This window comes from Grimontia sp. SpTr1 (assembly GCF_947387585.1).
GTDB classification, from domain to species: domain Bacteria; phylum Pseudomonadota; class Gammaproteobacteria; order Enterobacterales; family Vibrionaceae; genus Enterovibrio; species Enterovibrio indicus.
Genome location: NZ_CANDOD010000007.1, coordinates 13,500 through 29,178, shown reverse-complemented (window position 1 = coordinate 29,178; position 15,679 = coordinate 13,500). Strand labels below are relative to the sequence as shown.

Sequence of the window (15,679 nt, the reverse complement as noted above, 5' to 3'; positions counted from 1 at the left end):
GACGTTGCACTGAATCCGTGCAGAGTGGAAATAGGCAGAAAAATGGTCAATATCGAACCTGAGAAAACTAAGTTCAGTGCAAGCCCTTTATACACCAATAGTCATCGATAGTGATTTCTGAACTTGCTAGGCGTGAGTCCGGTTTCCTTTTTGAAGTATTTAACGAAGTTGCTTGGGTCTTCGAACCCGAAGTCATAGGCGAGTTGTTGATAGGTGATTTTGCTCACCACCAAACGCCGTTTGATTTCTGTAATGGTGAAGGCATCAATCATTTGTTTGGCGGTGAGAGACGTAGATGCCTTACAAACCTGATTGAGAGTTTTATAGGTGGTAGCAAGTTGGTCGGCATACCAGTTTGCATCGCGCGTACGTTCAAAATGTTCCTGTAGGAGTGCGACAAAGCGCGAGAGGAGACGACTTTGCGAAGGAGAAAGGTTGTCGACTTCCCCGACAGTTTTCAAACGTCGATGAAGTAAGGTCAACGCTGAGAATAAATACATCACGATCAATGGGTCACCACCTTCACAGGTGAGCTCTGCGATCATTTCATTAAGTAATGAAGATGTGCGTTTACGGTTTTCTTCATCCAGTTCAAAGGCCGGCGAGTATTGGCTGTTGAGGTACGTCGGCGTGAAACTGGGCAGCTTCATGTTGGCGTGAACCGCATCCAGATATTCTTGTGTAAATATCAGGATTTTCCCTTCGGGCTTATCCCCTAAATCAAATGCTGTCACTTGTTCACGCTGCACGCTGATTACCGTGCCGGGTTTGAAGGTGTGTTCCTTGAAATCGACCATCTGCTTACCTTCCCCTTTTTCAAAAATCACTGTCATGAAGAAGGAAAGGCGGTGCGGTGCTTGAGGATCGTGATCTTTGAACTTGCGGGTATAGAGTTTTGAAAGCTCGATGATCTCCACGTCCTGTAGGGCGGCTTCACGCTGTTTAAAGTCGATCAGTGGAATTGCCATATGCGTCGCGAAAATTTGGAAAAAGATGGAATCATCTTAGCGCATTGTGAATGCCAGACGTGACTGTTGTTACAACTATGCAATAGATTGAATGGGTTAGAGAAATAGCCATCGTAGAGGGAGGTCACGATGTTAAAGCTGGCGGGATTTGTGCTGGTAAGTAACTTGATAGTGGTTGCAGGAATTTGGGGCTTTGACCAGGTCACAGGCTTATTTGGTATCACGCGCTGGATTGATTATGTGTTTGGCGCGGTGACGAGCTTGTGGGGCTTGTCGATACTGTTTCTTTGGCTCGACGATAGTGACTCTCTCGTTGATGCAGATAAAGCAAGCGTGGCCGCTTCCAGCTTGGTAGATAACACCATTGCAGCAGAATTAAATGCAGTGCGTCGGTTCTACGACAGCCGAATGTTTCTCAAGCTCTTCTTCGCGGGATTGCCCGCGTTTGGTCTCTGTGTCAGTTACGCGGTTCTTAGCTAAACTAGCTCGTCCTCATTATTTATACCTCGAGTCAGTCTAAGGCTGGCTCGTTTTGCTCATACATAATCCAACCTTTCAAGGAGCGTTCGCTTGGAACTCAACATAGATAACCGCAGAACCATTGTCGACATTCACGAAAATGGTGTGCGGGCTCATCCTTGTCTGGTTGTGGCAATTCATGGCGACAGTCCTTTTGGTGCGGTGACTTATCAAAACCAGTTTGCGAAAGCCATTGCTAAGCGCACTAGCAATGTCGTATCTGTCGGGTTAATGAGGCCGGGTTATAAAGATAATCTGGGACGAAAATCCGGGGGTTGGAAAGGTTTTACCGTTGGGGACAATTACAACCGCAAACGTATCGAGCATATTGTCTTGGCCATTCAAGCGCTAAAAGATCTCTATAGCCCATCAAAAGTGGTCATTTGTGGTCATTCCGGTGGCGCGGCGATAACGGGAAAGATCATCGCGTATTATCCAAGCCTTGCTGATGCAGCGGTGATGGTTTCCTGCCCTGCGGATATTAACCGTTGGCGCAAAGACATGTATGAACAACGCCGAAATCCGCTGTTTTGGGGCAGCCTTCGGGTAACCTCACCGATTGCGCTGGTGGACAGAATCGATGCCAAGACAGATATCCATCTGATTTGCGGCATGGAAGACGATGTCACCCAGCCTTACCTGACTGAAACCTATGGTGACGTGTTGAAGGAGCAAGGCAAGACAGTGAACGTCGATTTAATTCCCGGTGGTCATGACATTTTTCTGGATGAGTTTGTCGTGGATGCGGTGGTTAGAAAAGTGAATGTGCTTTTGAACCAAAGCAAGAATACTCAGGCAATAGAGGCGGATTGTCAGGCATAATGCTGTCTATTGGCCATATTTGGGAACATTGAGAATGATTGAAAGTGGCGAAAGTTTTTACGACGAGCTGTTCGCGAAGAAAGACCTTCAAGGCGAATCGTTCACGGGCATTGAATTTGAAGAGTGCCGTTTTGAAGAGTGCGACTTCTCCGATGCCATTTTCAAAAACTGTAAGTTCATCAATTGTGAGTTTTCACGCTGTAATCTGAGTTTGGTGAACCTCTCCGGCACGCGTCTTTTTACCGTGCAGTTTGAAGAGTGCAAATTGGTGGGCGTGGATTGGAGCAAGGCAGACTGGCCTTCATACCATGTGGATTTCGAACTCAGGTTCAAGCAATGCATTTTGAATGATGCGTCATTCTTTGGGCTGACGCTTCACGAGCTCAAACTCGAAGAGTGCAAATTGCATGAAGTGGACTTCAGGGAGGGAGACTTCCAGCAATCTTCGATGACATACTGCGATTTTACCCACGCTCAGTTTATGCGCACCAATCTGCAAGAGGTCGATTTCAGTGAATCGACAGACTACGCCATCAATGTGTTGGAAAATCAGCTTAAAGGCGCCAAGTTTTCTCGCTATGAAGCGTTGAATTTGCTGGAAAGCCTCGGCATAGAATTGGTGGACTGAACACAAAAAATCGGCGCTGAATGCGCCGTTTTCTCTTTTACTTAGCCCCTAACGTTTTTTAGCCCCTGCTTTTTTCAAAAGCTGGCGCTTAAGGCGACGCTTCTCTCCGCCGCGACCACCACGCTTTTCATGGTGCTCTTTATCTGCGTTGATATCTGGTTCGAAACCCGCCAGCCACTCCTGAGGGAGGCGTTGGTCAATCAAGGTTTCAATTGCGTTCAGCATGCCTTCTTCTTCACGACTGACCAGCGATATCGCCATGCCGGATTTTCCCGCGCGACCGGTACGGCCGATTCGGTGAATATAGTCTTCCGGCTGGTGTGGCAGTTCGTAGTTGAACACGGTATCCAGTGAAGGGATATCCAACCCCCGTGCAGCCACATCGGTTGCTACCAATACGCGCACAGTACCGTTTTTAAAGCCTTCCAATGCGCGGTTACGTGCGCCTTGGGTTTTCTCGCCGTGAATCGCTTCTGCTGCCAGTCCGTCGAGCTTGAGTTCGTTTGCCAACGCTTCAGTGCTTTGGCGGGTTTTAGCGAATACCAATACCTGCTGCAAGTTACGGCTGCCTATCAAGTAGGAAAGCAGTTCGCGCTTACGTTTTCTGTCAACCGGATGCACCAACTGATTGACGGTTTCAGCTGTGCTGTTAGCGGTTGATACTTCCACTCGTACAGGGTCGTTCAGCAGGCGGTAAGCCAAATCCATAACCTGCTTTGGATAGGTGGCGGAGAAAAACAGCGTCTGGCGTTCCTTTGGCATTTTCTTCATCAGGCGCTTGATGTCTGAAATAAAGCCCATGTCGAGCATGCGATCAGCTTCATCGAGAACCAGCGTATCCAGGCTGTTAAGCTGCAAGGTACCAATATGAAGGTGATCGAGCAGGCGACCCGGCGTGCCGACAATGATTTCCGGCTTCTTCGCCAACTGATTCTTCTGAGGATTAATGTTCGCGCCGCCATATAGCGCCACACATTTCAGAGAAGTGTGCTGGCCATACTCTGCAACTTTGTCATACACCTGCTGAGCAAGCTCTCGGGTTGGCGTGACGATCAACACTCGCGCAGAACCTTTCACACCACGTTCCAGAAGTTGGTGGATCAGAGGCAGCGTAAAAGCGGCGGTTTTGCCTGTGCCTGTTTGGGCAGCACCCATCACGTCTTTTCCTTCCAACACTTTTGGAATCGCTTGCTGCTGGATATCAGTGGGCTCGCTGTAACCAAGTTCACTCAGCGTTTGCTGAAGCGTGGGATGAAGAAGTGAAAATACGTTGTCTGACATGGGTAAAAAGTTCCGCCGTAAAGAAGGGGCGCGAGTGTATCAGATAGTCTGATTTCACGGAAATGCTGTGCATAATCCGCACTCGTATACTAGCTCAGGAATGCGAATGTTGGCGCGAATCTCGGCTTGGAAGTCGCTACTTGCCTGTAACTGCGCGCTTTTTGTTCTATGTTAAACATTGAAGTCAAGCGAGGGTAAGACAGTGGGACAGAATATTAATAAAACCTCGTTTAGCGCCAGCGATCATGAGCAATTCGCCAAGCAGCTAAAGTCAGAATTGGACCAACTCGAAGGGTTACTGGAAACGCCGGGTTGGGGAATAGGGAAATGCACCTTAGGTGCCGAATTGGAGCTTTATCTCACCGACAAACATCATCGACCCGCGCACTACAATCTCGATATTCTCGACAAAGCCTCAGATCCACTTATGACGGCTGAAATCAATCGCTTTAATGTGGAATACAATTGCCCCTATACCGAATTTAGTGGCGCGCCTTTCACCTTCCTCAAGCAAAAAATGGACGAACGACTGCAATCGCTGCAGGCTATCGCACAAGCAGACGGTATAGATGTCACGCCGATTGGGATATTGCCCACACTGAAAGATGGCGACTTCGGACTGGCGTCTATGACGGACTCCCCCCGTTATCACGCTCTGACCGATATTCTTTGCGAATCCCGCGGTGGGCCATTCCATATCCGTATTCATGGCGCAGAAAGCCTGGAAGTGGATGCTGATGATCTCACGCTGGAAGGCGCCAATACGTCTTTTCAGGTGCATTATCGTGTCAAACCTGATGAGTTTGCTCAGTGGTACAACGGTATTCAAATCGCCACCATTTTCACCTTGGCGATGGCAGCGAATTCCCCCGTCTTCTTACAGAAAAAACTCTGGCATGAAACCCGGGTACCGCTGTTTAAGCAGTCCATAGACAGCCGCAATCTTTGTGGCATGAACTGGCACACGCCTGCACGGGTATCCTTCGGAAAAGGGTATGTGCGAAAAAGCGCGCTGGAACTGTTCAGACAGGGTGTCAGCCTTCAGCCAGTGTTGTTGCCTGATCTGCCGGAATCTAAATGTAAGGAAGGCTGTGGCCCAAGGCTTGACGCGCTGCGTCTTCACCAGAGCACAATTTGGAGCTGGAATCGCGCTGTGTATGACGATGCAGACGGTGGACATCTTCGTATTGAACTCAGAAGTTTGCCCGCCGGGCCAACCACCATTGACATGGTAGCGAACGCGGCGCTTTGCATTGGTTTGGCTCATGCGCTTCAACGCGACCTGGACAGGCTGATGGACAGGCTACCTTTTGAATTTGCAAAGTATAATTTCTATAGAGCAGCTCAATATGGTGTGAATGCCAATATCCTTTGGGAATCAGAAAATGGCACGTTGCAAGAATATCCACTGGTGGATGTGTTGGATAAGTTGTTACCACGCGTTGCCGATTCGTTGGTTGAACTGGGCATTTCCAGGGTAGAGGCTGACATGTTGATGGTGGTGATAGAGCACCGTTTGGCAAAACGTCAGAACGGAGCGAGTTGGCAGCTTTCGACTCTGGTTGAGCTGGAAAGAAAATACGGTCGTGAAGTCGCCCTGAACAAGATGTTCGCCCTGTATCAAAAGCAATATTTATCAGGCGCACCAGTTTCACACTGGCCGATTTTATGATGCAGTGGGTGCTAGTGTTAACAGACCCTAAGAATTTCACAAGGAGTGTAAGAAAGTCATGATGCTGCATGATGTTAGCTGGCCTAACGATGAAGATTTACGACGCGGATTGGTTGCCTGGTTGGATACGCTGCCGGGAGCCAGTTGGCTGACGTTGCCGGGCCGGGATCCTGAACGACATCGTGTGGTGGTGACATTACTTCACGGCAATGAACCTTCCGGAGCCAAGGCACTCTGGCATTTTGCCCAGAATTCTCCTGACTGTGCAGTAACTACGCATTTTTGTTTGGCCAATGTGAAAGCTGCGCTCTACGACAAGCCTTTTACCACCCGACATTTCGCTGATAAACCGGACATGAATCGCTGCTTTGGGAAAACGGGCGAGGATGACAGCTATGGCATCGCGGCTGAAATCATGACACGTATCGCCAAGTTAAAACCTGAAGCGGTTGTCGACCTCCACAACACCTCCGGCACCAGTCCTTCATTCTCGGTCTCTATCATTGATGATGAAAAACACCAGCAGATTGCCTCACTGTTTACTGAGCGAATGCTTTGCACCAGTGTTCGTTTGGGCGCGCTGATGGAGCAAACCACTGACGAGTCACCTATCGTTACCGTCGAATGTGGAGGCGCTGCCGATCATTCCGCCCATGAAGTGGCAAAGAATGGGCTTCATCATTTCCTGACGGCCGACAATATCTTCGCCAATCATTCTGGCTTCTGGCCACTGGACTTGCTTTACCACCCTGTGCGAGTGCAATTGAAACAAGAGTTGGAACTTTGCTATCACGACCGGAAGGTCGAGGATGCAGACCTGACCCTTCCACCTGATATTGACCGCCATAACTTCGGTTGGATGGCGGCAGATAGCATGATTGGGTGGCTCGGAGAGAAAGGACTGGATGGCATGACGACCAATGATGGCGAAGGTGGACACCCTATCGATGCACTTTTCTATGAACATGATGGTGAGCTTCGTTTAAAACATGCCTCCAAGCTTTTCATGATCACCACCAAACACCATATTGCCCTATCAGACTGCCTGTTTTATATGGTGGTTGACTAAACTCGCTAACATTTTGTTTCGTTGAATAATTTTATTTTCAATAAGGTGTCATGCATAATTAATACACATTGCCAGGCTGAAATGGCATAATGGATTTTATCGAATTGAATGCATTTCTATGCACGGTGTCTTGATCGGTATTCACGGGTTATTCCGCATAAAATATTGCCGTCAAGGCGCTGTCAGAAAATTGAAAGTTTTCCGTATGGTGTCTCGGAAAATAATGTTTTCTAATTTATGCATTACTAATATTGTAAAGAATTCCCTACCTATCCTTTTAATCAATTGTATTAAAAGGAAATAATTTAAGTTCCTCTCAATTGTATACATCCTTTCTACAACTATTCCTTTCTTTGTATATGGGGATTATTTAGTCTTTAAGTCCTATTTTTTTATTAAAGGATGATTATCCCTAGATCCTTTACCATAAAGTCTATAAGGTCTATCACATAATAATGAAATGCTAAAAGTTCAGATTTTTTAGACTTAGACAAAGGTTCAAACGCTTAGTATTTTGCAGTAAGGGATTAGGGCTAATAATGCTTTTGGATCAAAAAGAAGTTTTAGCACTGTTGCGCTGTCCGCGTAGTGGCGCTGAGCTTGATAAATTGGACGATCAAAACGCCAAGGTGGCGTCAAGCACGGGGGACACACACTACGAAGTAGTGGGAGGTTACCCGATTTTGTTGTGTTCTGAACGCTGCAAAGGATTGGGATGGCAATTGTCATCTGATGCTTCCGCTGTACCACGACACACCTATTCTGGTGCAATGAAGGTGATGAAGCGCCTGGTTTCGCCACCTTCCGGTGTGACGAAGAAGAATGTCGACACGCTAATATCCACACTGTTTGAGTTACGCAGAAAGCCACGCGTGTTGATAATAGGGGGAGGTACTATTGGTGAAGGCATGGAACGCTTCTATGAAGACGAGAATATCGAATTAGTTTCTTTTGATGTTTACGCGTCTCCAAACGTTCAATTTGTGGCTGATGCTCATTGTATTCCATTGAGCGACAACAGTTTCGACGCTGTGATCATTCAGGCCGTGTTAGAGCATGTTATGGATCCGGGAATGGTCGTCTCTGAAATCCATCGTGTACTGAAACCCAATGGTTTGGTGTATGCGGAAACCCCCTTTTTACAGCACGTCCATGAAGGCCCCTACGATTTCATGCGTTTTACCGAAAGTGGACACCGTTTGTTATTCCGTCAATTCAGTTTGGTTAAGTCAGGAGTCTGTTCCGGCGCTGGTACGCAGCTATTGTGGGCGCTTGAAGGTTTCTTCAGTGGACTTTTCCGTTCGCACTGGGCGGGGAAAGCAATCAAGCTTTCGCTGTTTTGGGTGATGTTGTTCGATCGTTTGATTCCTGAAAAATACAACGTAGATGCAGCCAATGGCGTGTTTTTTCTTGGTTCCAAGTCAGAGCGTTCAATTGGCAATGCGGAGATAGTGGCTCATTACAAAGGCGCTCAATAAAAATTGGCGCCAACAAGAAAGCGCTTTCTTGTTGTGTCGATATTGTAAAGTGTGCAGTAGCTCTGCTTTAAAGAACAAATTTGGGCTTGCTGTTTTTCTATTTATATTTCGTCTCGTTTTCAAAGCAAATTCTCCGAAATACGGTCGATAGAATCGATAGATATTTCGCTTGCGAAGGGCATTCTGCCCATGGATTGCAGTTGGAGAATGAAGTATGAAGTCGTATCTGTTGTTCTTAAGTGGCGCACTTTTTTTAGGAGGATGTGGAGGCAGTAGCGGAGACGGAAACACAGTGGCCCAGCGTGCCAATTCTTCGGCTTGTTTTAACGAATCGCTTTACAGCGTGGGTACTGTGGTCAATGAGGTTAATGCCGTTATTTTTGACGGTGAATCATTGTCAAATGATTCTGAAACCACAGAAGTCATTCAAAAAACAACCTATCGTGGCTACCCAGATGCGATTGAAGAAAAAATCACAGACGGTAGTGGTAAAGATAATCGGCTTTACATCTTGGTTGATACGACAGATAAAAATATTACAACGCTGGGTCAAGTCATCGATAGTGATGAGAGCACCTATCGCCCTAATGGATTGACGCTTAACTTCGACTTAGCTTTGGGTGAGAAGAAAACGTTCCCGACAGTATCAGAATATGAAAATGATGTTCTAAGTAACACAACTGACTATTCACTGGAGTATTTACGTACAGAGAATATCACTGTCCCTGCTGGCACCTTTGAAACCTGTGTATTACAACTGGTAGCGGATAATGTTGACTCGAAGGGTGATAGAATCAGAGCGGTGTTCACTCAATATATTGGTGTTGGGAATGGGATAACCATCAGGGAAGATGTTGTCTCGACAGTTGAGAGTGGGACAACCTTTACCAGCTCAGAAACCTTGGTTTCCGCCACCATCAATGGCAATCCAATCTAATCAAAAAAGGCCGGATTCAATCCGGCCTTTTCTCATCTTATCGCTTTACACACACGAAAATGGCATTGCCTGACGTGGTGTTCCACATCTCCAGCTTTTCGTAGTCGTGTTCAAACACAGTGACTTCGAAGTATGGATCAAGCAGTTCTTTTAGCTCGTTGAAGCTCACGGCGACCATTGGGTGGTCGTCATGCCATTCCTCGGTCACCTTGTCTGTGGTCTTTTCGATGCTGAGTTTCAGTGCTTGTCTGTCGCCTTCTCCGGAATAGAACCAGCCTGATTTGAAAGCAAACTCACTGCCTTCGTGCTGAACAATATGGCGCACGAAAGAGTTGTTGTTGATCAGGTTCTTCTCAACGGCGTTAAAACAGAACACACCACCAGGCTTAAGCGCTGCGTGAGCACTTCGAATACAAGCGCTGAGGTTTTCGATATTGCCACTGTAGTGGATCGAATAAAGAAAACAGGTGATGAGATCATAAGGCGCATCTACCACAAACTCACACATGTTCTGCAGCGAGAATTGTGCTTCCGGACAGCGCAGTTTCGCTTGGTCCAGCATTGGCTGGTTCAGATCAAGACCATCGCTTGAGAAGCCGGTATCGATAAAATAACGAATGTGTGGGCCTGTACCACACGCCAGATCCAGATGACGTTTCCCTTGGTTACCAAACAGTTGATGAAGCCTGCGCACACAGTCACTTTGAGACTGATAGTTAATGTCTGCGCACATCAGATCGTAATAACCCGAGAGATCTGTATACAGCGCATTTGATGATGGAGTAATCACGTAAAACACACCGAAATGAAAAAGGTGGCGCATCGTACATCGGTTTTCATTTTAGTGCGATATAAATCACATCATGAATTTTTGCTGAAGCTGGAAAGAAAAAACGCCAGCAATGGCTGGCGTTTTATGAGAAGTGCTTTCAGTTAGCTCTGTAGAATCAATAGCGGCAGTGCCAACATCTCGTCGCCTTTGGTGGCGAAGTAGATAATCACGCCAACCAAAGCAGCAACCGTTGAGAAATACCACACGGTACTGAAGATTTGGCCGTAGCGGCTCAGCGGTAACAGATGCGAGTGATGACGGTATTTCCATTCGAAAACAATTTCTGCACTGCCAATCAGCAATAGGAAGCCGAGCAGGGCCAATCCGAACGCGTAACTGACATATACCCCCACCGCCGCACCGGCAATACAGGCTACCAAGCCTGCAACGCTGTTCATCGAAAAGCTGATGCTTTTGAGGATGTGTCCGCCATCAAGGGGCAAAATCGGTAGCAGGTTGAACAGGTTTAATAATGCATTAAAGGTCGCGAGACCGGCAAAGAACACATTCCCTGTTACCCAATAAGCCATGAGCGCCGCCAAAGACATAAACAGGCCGAAGGTTGGCCCCATGATGGAAATCACCACATCCTGCCAGCGCGTATTTATTTTCTCATCCGAAAGCGCCAATCCGCCCATAAACGGGATGAGGTAAATGCCTTTGGTTTTCATGCCAAAGTACTTCATGGCGCGGATGTGGCCGTATTCATGCACCACTAGGCAAGCAATCAACGCCAGGGCGAATTGCCAGGAGAACAACCAGGAATAGGCAGCGACACTTGCGCCCGCGAGTACCACTTTGATGACCTTGGCACTCTTGAAGAGTTTCAAGCCCAGTGACGCCAGACCAATCAGGCTGAATTTCTGTTTGGCTTGAGGTTTCACTTCCGGCTGCTGGCGCTCTATGTCTTTTTCATTGCGCGAGCCAGACTCCACTACTTCTCCGTCGACCGCGACTTTGTAGTCGATGTTGAACGGCTGCCAACTGAGGCTGGAGGAGACATCGACGGTAATGATTTGGTCGTTGGCCGTCAGTTGGAAAGTGTGGACTTTCTCGCCGTCGTTATCGGCGCTTGCGGCGAGTTGAGAAACGAGTTGGTTGTCCCAGTAAAGTGCTTGCCAGCCCGCCAGCGATCCTTCAAGACGCAGAGGCTTACCGAGACAGGTGATGTTGAATAGTTCCAAAGTGTTAGTGCTTCATCAGAAAACGTTGGCGCTAATGTACCAGCATTAGCGCTGGATTTCTCTAGGTAGGCTGATTGATCAATGAAGGTGTGACAATGATTTTACGCGGGGCGGAATCGCTTTTCTCTAACTGCTCAATCAAGCGTTTTGCGGCTTGTCGCCCAATCTCTTTGGCATCTGAATTCACAAACACGATGGGCGGCTCGGTGAGTTCCGCCTCTTGAACGGCATCAAAACCTACGATGGAGATTTCTTTATTGAAAATGGTGTCGTTCCCGACGTTTCGGCCAAGTCGGTGAACGCCCTGCACCGCGCCGACTGCCGTTGAGGAGTAATGGCAAAGTACCGCACTGATTTGCGGATGGCTGGCAAGCAATGCTTCGACTGCTTTTGCAGCGGGTGCCTGGCCAGGTTCACATTCCACCACCCACTCCGGTTTAAATGGCAAACCAAACTGCATTAGCGTGCTGCAATAGCCGCCCACGCGTTCAGCGCGACAAAGTGAGCTACTTTTCCCACCGACATAAGCAATGCGACGATGACCTTGTTCAATCAGGTATTCCGTCGCCATTTTCGCCGCACTGGCGTTATCCGGCCCGACGTAATCAATCTGGTGATTGACCGATGCGCGTGAGATACACACCAACGGCAAGTTATGCGCTTTAAGCACATCCGCATCAACCTGCTGGTTTTCATTGGTCGGGCAGAAGGCAATGCCGCCCACACCCTGACGCGCCATGGTCAGCATGCACTGTTCAAATTTTTCAGCATCACCACTTTGCGCCAGAAACACCATGTAGCCTTGTTTTTCGGTTTCTTCGCAAAGGCCGGCGGCGACTTGCGCGTAATAAGGGTCACTGATGTCTTTCAGGATCAGGCCAACAATTTCGCTGCTGTTGGAGCGAAGGTTAGCAGCAGCACGGTTTCGGACATAGCCAAGTTCAGTCACGGCTTTGTTGACCTTCTCAGCTGTATCCGGAGAGATACGTCCTTTGTTGCCCAAAACCATTGAGACCGTGGTGACTGAGACGCCTGCGTGCTCAGCGACATCCGTGATCGTCACTTTCTTCAAGTGAATTCCTTATTTGATATTTAATAACCAGACGACGTGAAAATGCAGGATTCAGCGAGCATCCTCATGTCTTTTGAATATGGGGTTAGCGTGACATTAGTAAAACGTTTTACCAAGAAAGGATACTGCCAAATTCCCAATATTTAAACCTGATCAAATTTGTGGATTAAGCATCGATGCGCAGATCACAAATGTTTTGATAAAACGTTTTACCAAAATTTTGTTTCCCTAATATGAGCGGCGAAAACACATAGTCCCGTGTGTGGGGCAGACAACCGATTCATGCTTTGGTTGAGGACTCCACACCAGTCATATGCTCATAATTCGGAGAGTTGTAATGACGAAGAAAGCCACCAAAACCACCATGTGGGAATTCCTCCAAAGTCTTGGTAAAACCTTTATGTTGCCTGTCGCGCTGCTGGCGTTCTCAGGTATTTTGCTCGGTGTGGGTAGCTCGTTATCGAGTAATGCCATCCGCGAAGCGATTCCTTTCTTAGATAACACCCTGCTTCAATACCTGTTTATGTGGATGACCAAGATTGGCTTGGTGGCATTCATCTATCTGCCAGTGATGTTCGCGATTGCGATTCCGCTGGGTCTCGCACGCGAAGAAAAAGGCGTGGCAGCCTTTGCGGGTTTCGTGGGTTATGCCGCGTTTAACCTGGCGATTAACTTCTTCCTGACCGTCAACGGCGTGCTGGGTGACGAACTGGAACGCAAAGCCTACGGCGTGAAGAGCATTATCGGCATTGAATCTATCGACACCGGTATTCTGGGTGCTGTGATGGTGGGTATCATCGTCGCCAAACTGCACCAGCGCTTCTACACCTTCAAGATGCCGGATGCACTGGCGTTCTTTGGTGGCGCACGTTTCGTTCCGATCATTTCAGCAATCACGCTGGGTGTTGTGGGTGTGCTGATCCCATTCGTATGGCCTTACTTTGCAGCAGGCATCAACGGTATCGGTAACCTGATTGCAGGTGCTGGCGCGTTCGGTCCGTTCCTGTTTGGTACTGGTGAACGTCTGCTGCTGCCTGTTGGCCTTCACCACATTCTGGTTGCGCTGATCCGCTTTACTGAAGCGGGTGGCACCATGGAAGTGTGTGGTCAGACAGTCTCTGGCGCGCTGAACATTTTCTACTCTGAACTGGCGTGTGCAGACACCAACGGCTTCAGTCCTGAAGTGACCGCATTCCTGTCTCAAGGCAAGATGCCAGCATTCCTAGGTGGTCTGCCGGGTGCAGCACTGGCGATGTACCACTGTGCGAAACCTGAAAACCGCAGCAAGATTAAAGCGCTGCTGATCTCTGGTGTGGTGGCGTGTGTGGTTGGCGGTATCACGGAGCCTCTGGAATTCCTGTTCCTGTTCGTGGCACCGGCACTGTACTTCATCCACGCTATCCTGACTGGCCTTGGCTTCATGGTTATGGGTCTGCTGGATGTGACTATCGGCAACACCGACGGCAACATCATCGACTTCCTGGTGTTCGGTGTTCTGCAAGGCACAGCAACCAAGTGGTATCTGGTTCCAGTCGTGGCAGGCGCATGGTTTGCGGTTTACTACACCGTGTTCAAGTTCGCGATTACCAAGTTCAACCTGAAAACCCCGGGCCGTGAAGTGGATACTGCAGAAGTAGACTCAGAACTGGAAGCAGCGTTCATCAACGAATCTGGTAAAGGTGCAGCGATTCTGGCAGCACTGGGCGGCAAAGAGAACATCACCGCGCTGGACAACTGCATTACCCGCCTGCGTCTGTCTGTCGACAACATGGAACTGGTAGATGCAGACAAGCTGAAATCATACGGTGCGCTGGGTGTGGTTAAGTTGGACGCTCACAACCTGCAAGTCGTGATTGGTACTCAGGTTCACCTGGTGAAAAATGAAATGCAGGCACTGATGACCGCAACAGCAAGCTAATCTGTTATCCCCCTAAACCCCCGCAACTTAATAAGTCGGGGGTTTTCCTGTTTGTCTAGAACATAAAAAACGGCAAGAAGGCACACATGACATTTAATTTTAATACCCCCATTGACCGCATGGGCACCTACTGCACTCAATGGGACTATGTGCAGGACAGATTCGGCAAAGCAGGGCTGCTGCCATTCACGATTTCAGACATGGACTTCGCAGCGCCAGCACCTGTGATGGAAGCCTTGAAAGCGCGCTTGGAACATCCTGTTTTGGGCTATTCGCGCTGGAATCACGATGACTTTAAAGGCGCGATTGAAAGCTGGTATCAACGCCGCTTCGACGTGCAAATCGACAAAGACACCATCGTTTACGGCCCCTCAGTGATTTACATCATCGCCAAGCTGATTGAAAAGTGGAGCCATGCAGGTGATGGCGTGGTATTCCAAACGCCCGCTTACGATGCGTTCGACAAGTTGGTGGAAGGGGCAGGGCGTCGCTGTGTGCGAAACCCACTCGTCAAAACAGCATCCGGCTGGGAAATAGACTGGGACTTACTGGAAGCGCAATTGGCAGAAGCGGACACCACGATTTTCTTGCTGTGCAGCCCTCACAACCCAACCGGCCGTGTTTGGCAAAAAGAGGAATTACAGCGCATTGCTGAGCTTTGCGATGAGCATGATGTGGCGCTGATCTCCGATGAAATCCATATGGATGTCGCCTTCAAAGCGCATACCCCTTGGACGGGCTTTGGCATGACGCAGCGTTGGGCGCTGGTGACCTCAGCTTCCAAGTCTTTCAACATTCCGGCATTGAATGGCGCTTACGCTTTCATTGCTGAAGACAAAGTGCGTAATGATTACCTGTTCAAACTGAAAGAAGTGGATGGGCTGTCATCGCCTTCTATTCTCGGTGTGATAGGGATGATGGCCGCCTACAACCATGGTGAAGCATGGCTAGACGCATTGAATGCTTATGTGCGCGAAAGCCACGGGATTGTGCGCGATACACTCAGCGTGTTCCCTGAGCTGAACTATGTGGTTCCTGATGCGACGTATTTGGCATGGATTAATTTGTCGCCTTTAAACCTTGATATGCAGAAGTTACAAAGTGATCTGATTGAACACTTCAATGTCGCCATTATGGACGGCAGCGTTTATGGCGAGTCGGGCGAAGGGTATGTCCGACTGAATCTGGGCTGTCCGCGCTCGAAAGTGGAAGCGGGTTTGAAGGCGCTGGTTGGGGCGATAAGGCGACAACGCTAAACCAAACTCAAATCAACAATTGTCTTTTGGAATGGCTCACTTC

14 protein-coding genes are annotated in these 15,679 nt (G+C 48.4%); 9 read left to right on the top strand and 5 right to left on the bottom strand.

The window, feature by feature from the left end; translation table 11 throughout:
• Nucleotides 1–101 precede the first annotated feature (101 nt).
• The gene (locus tag QL223_RS11825; RefSeq protein ID WP_281544854.1) at nucleotides 102–968 is read right to left on the bottom strand and encodes an AraC family transcriptional regulator; all 867 of its coding nucleotides are present in this window, start codon (nucleotides 966–968) and stop codon (nucleotides 102–104) included.
• A gap of 129 nt (nucleotides 969–1,097) precedes the next feature.
• Between QL223_RS11825 and QL223_RS11820 the strand changes: the two genes are divergently transcribed.
• From QL223_RS11820 to QL223_RS11810, 3 genes are all read left to right on the top strand, one after another.
• Nucleotides 1,098–1,448 carry a hypothetical protein gene (locus QL223_RS11820; RefSeq protein ID WP_281544853.1) on the top strand — a complete coding sequence of 117 codons (351 nt, stop codon included), beginning with the start codon at nucleotides 1,098–1,100 and terminating at the stop codon, nucleotides 1,446–1,448.
• Nucleotides 1,449–1,538: 90 nt separating this feature from the next.
• The gene (locus QL223_RS11815; RefSeq protein WP_281544852.1) at nucleotides 1,539–2,309 is read left to right on the top strand and encodes a prolyl oligopeptidase family serine peptidase; all 771 of its coding nucleotides are present in this window, start codon (nucleotides 1,539–1,541) and stop codon (nucleotides 2,307–2,309) included.
• A 34-nt stretch (nucleotides 2,310–2,343) separates the two neighbouring features.
• A complete protein-coding gene (locus tag QL223_RS11810) occupies nucleotides 2,344–2,937 on the top strand; it encodes a pentapeptide repeat-containing protein (RefSeq protein ID WP_281544851.1) in 594 nt (197 codons plus the stop codon).
• A 48-nt stretch (nucleotides 2,938–2,985) separates the two neighbouring features.
• On the opposite strand, the gene QL223_RS11805 is transcribed toward QL223_RS11810, so the two are convergent.
• Nucleotides 2,986–4,218, bottom strand: coding sequence for a DEAD/DEAH box helicase (locus QL223_RS11805; RefSeq protein ID WP_002539926.1), 1,233 nt, complete (start codon nucleotides 4,216–4,218; stop codon nucleotides 2,986–2,988).
• A 202-nt stretch (nucleotides 4,219–4,420) separates the two neighbouring features.
• Here QL223_RS11805 and QL223_RS11800 point away from each other — a divergent pair, with 202 nt between their 5' ends.
• The 4 genes from QL223_RS11800 (at nucleotide 4,421) to QL223_RS11785 (ending at nucleotide 9,374) form a co-directional block, all read left to right on the top strand.
• Nucleotides 4,421–5,890, top strand: a complete 1,470-nt coding sequence (locus tag QL223_RS11800; protein WP_281544850.1) for a glutamate--cysteine ligase — start codon at nucleotides 4,421–4,423, stop codon at nucleotides 5,888–5,890.
• Between the two features lie 58 nt (nucleotides 5,891–5,948).
• Nucleotides 5,949–6,959 (top strand): succinylglutamate desuccinylase/aspartoacylase family protein, encoded by a 1,011-nt coding sequence (locus QL223_RS11795; RefSeq protein WP_281544849.1) that lies wholly within the window; start codon nucleotides 5,949–5,951, stop codon nucleotides 6,957–6,959.
• A gap of 539 nt (nucleotides 6,960–7,498) precedes the next feature.
• Nucleotides 7,499–8,437, top strand: a complete 939-nt coding sequence (locus QL223_RS11790; RefSeq protein ID WP_281544848.1) for a class I SAM-dependent methyltransferase — start codon at nucleotides 7,499–7,501, stop codon at nucleotides 8,435–8,437.
• A 214-nt stretch (nucleotides 8,438–8,651) separates the two neighbouring features.
• Nucleotides 8,652–9,374: a hypothetical protein gene (locus tag QL223_RS11785; RefSeq protein WP_281544847.1), complete on the top strand. Its 723-nt coding sequence runs from the start codon at nucleotides 8,652–8,654 to the stop codon at nucleotides 9,372–9,374.
• Between the two features lie 37 nt (nucleotides 9,375–9,411).
• On the opposite strand, the gene QL223_RS11780 is transcribed toward QL223_RS11785, so the two are convergent.
• The 3 genes from QL223_RS11780 to malI form a co-directional block, all read right to left on the bottom strand.
• A complete protein-coding gene (locus tag QL223_RS11780) occupies nucleotides 9,412–10,197 on the bottom strand; it encodes a class I SAM-dependent methyltransferase (protein WP_156168234.1) in 786 nt (261 codons plus the stop codon).
• 110 nt (nucleotides 10,198–10,307) lie between these two features.
• The gene (locus tag QL223_RS11775; RefSeq protein ID WP_281544846.1) at nucleotides 10,308–11,390 is read right to left on the bottom strand and encodes a site-2 protease family protein; all 1,083 of its coding nucleotides are present in this window, start codon (nucleotides 11,388–11,390) and stop codon (nucleotides 10,308–10,310) included.
• Between the two features lie 61 nt (nucleotides 11,391–11,451).
• Complete coding sequence (gene malI, locus QL223_RS11770) at nucleotides 11,452–12,468, bottom strand: Mal regulon transcriptional regulator MalI (RefSeq protein WP_281544961.1); 1,017 nt, start codon at nucleotides 12,466–12,468, stop codon at nucleotides 11,452–11,454.
• A 331-nt stretch (nucleotides 12,469–12,799) separates the two neighbouring features.
• Between malI and malX the strand changes: the two genes are divergently transcribed.
• Nucleotides 12,800–14,380, top strand: a complete 1,581-nt coding sequence (gene malX / locus QL223_RS11765) for a maltose/glucose-specific PTS transporter subunit IIBC (RefSeq protein ID WP_002539934.1) — start codon at nucleotides 12,800–12,802, stop codon at nucleotides 14,378–14,380.
• A gap of 86 nt (nucleotides 14,381–14,466) precedes the next feature.
• Entirely contained in the window at nucleotides 14,467–15,636 is a 1,170-nt protein-coding gene (locus QL223_RS11760; RefSeq protein ID WP_281544845.1) for a MalY/PatB family protein, read from the top strand.
• Nucleotides 15,637–15,679 lie beyond the last annotated feature (43 nt).

Bases quoted from the DNA above. Each gene is read 5' to 3' on its own strand.
- QL223_RS11780 (WP_156168234.1), bottom strand. From the start codon at position 10,197: ATGCGCCACCTTTTTCATTTCGGTGTGTTTTACGTGATTACTCCATCA.
- QL223_RS11790 (WP_281544848.1), top strand. From the start codon at position 7,499: ATGCTTTTGGATCAAAAAGAAGTTTTAGCACTGTTGCGCTGTCCGCGT.
- QL223_RS11825 (WP_281544854.1), bottom strand. From the start codon at position 968: ATGGCAATTCCACTGATCGACTTTAAACAGCGTGAAGCCGCCCTACAG.
- malX (WP_002539934.1), top strand. From the start codon at position 12,800: ATGACGAAGAAAGCCACCAAAACCACCATGTGGGAATTCCTCCAAAGT.
- QL223_RS11760 (WP_281544845.1), top strand. From the start codon at position 14,467: ATGACATTTAATTTTAATACCCCCATTGACCGCATGGGCACCTACTGC.
- QL223_RS11810 (WP_281544851.1), top strand. From the start codon at position 2,344: ATGATTGAAAGTGGCGAAAGTTTTTACGACGAGCTGTTCGCGAAGAAA.
- QL223_RS11785 (WP_281544847.1), top strand. From the start codon at position 8,652: ATGAAGTCGTATCTGTTGTTCTTAAGTGGCGCACTTTTTTTAGGAGGA.
- QL223_RS11795 (WP_281544849.1), top strand. From the start codon at position 5,949: ATGATGCTGCATGATGTTAGCTGGCCTAACGATGAAGATTTACGACGC.
- QL223_RS11805 (WP_002539926.1), bottom strand. From the start codon at position 4,218: ATGTCAGACAACGTATTTTCACTTCTTCATCCCACGCTTCAGCAAACG.
- QL223_RS11820 (WP_281544853.1), top strand. From the start codon at position 1,098: ATGTTAAAGCTGGCGGGATTTGTGCTGGTAAGTAACTTGATAGTGGTT.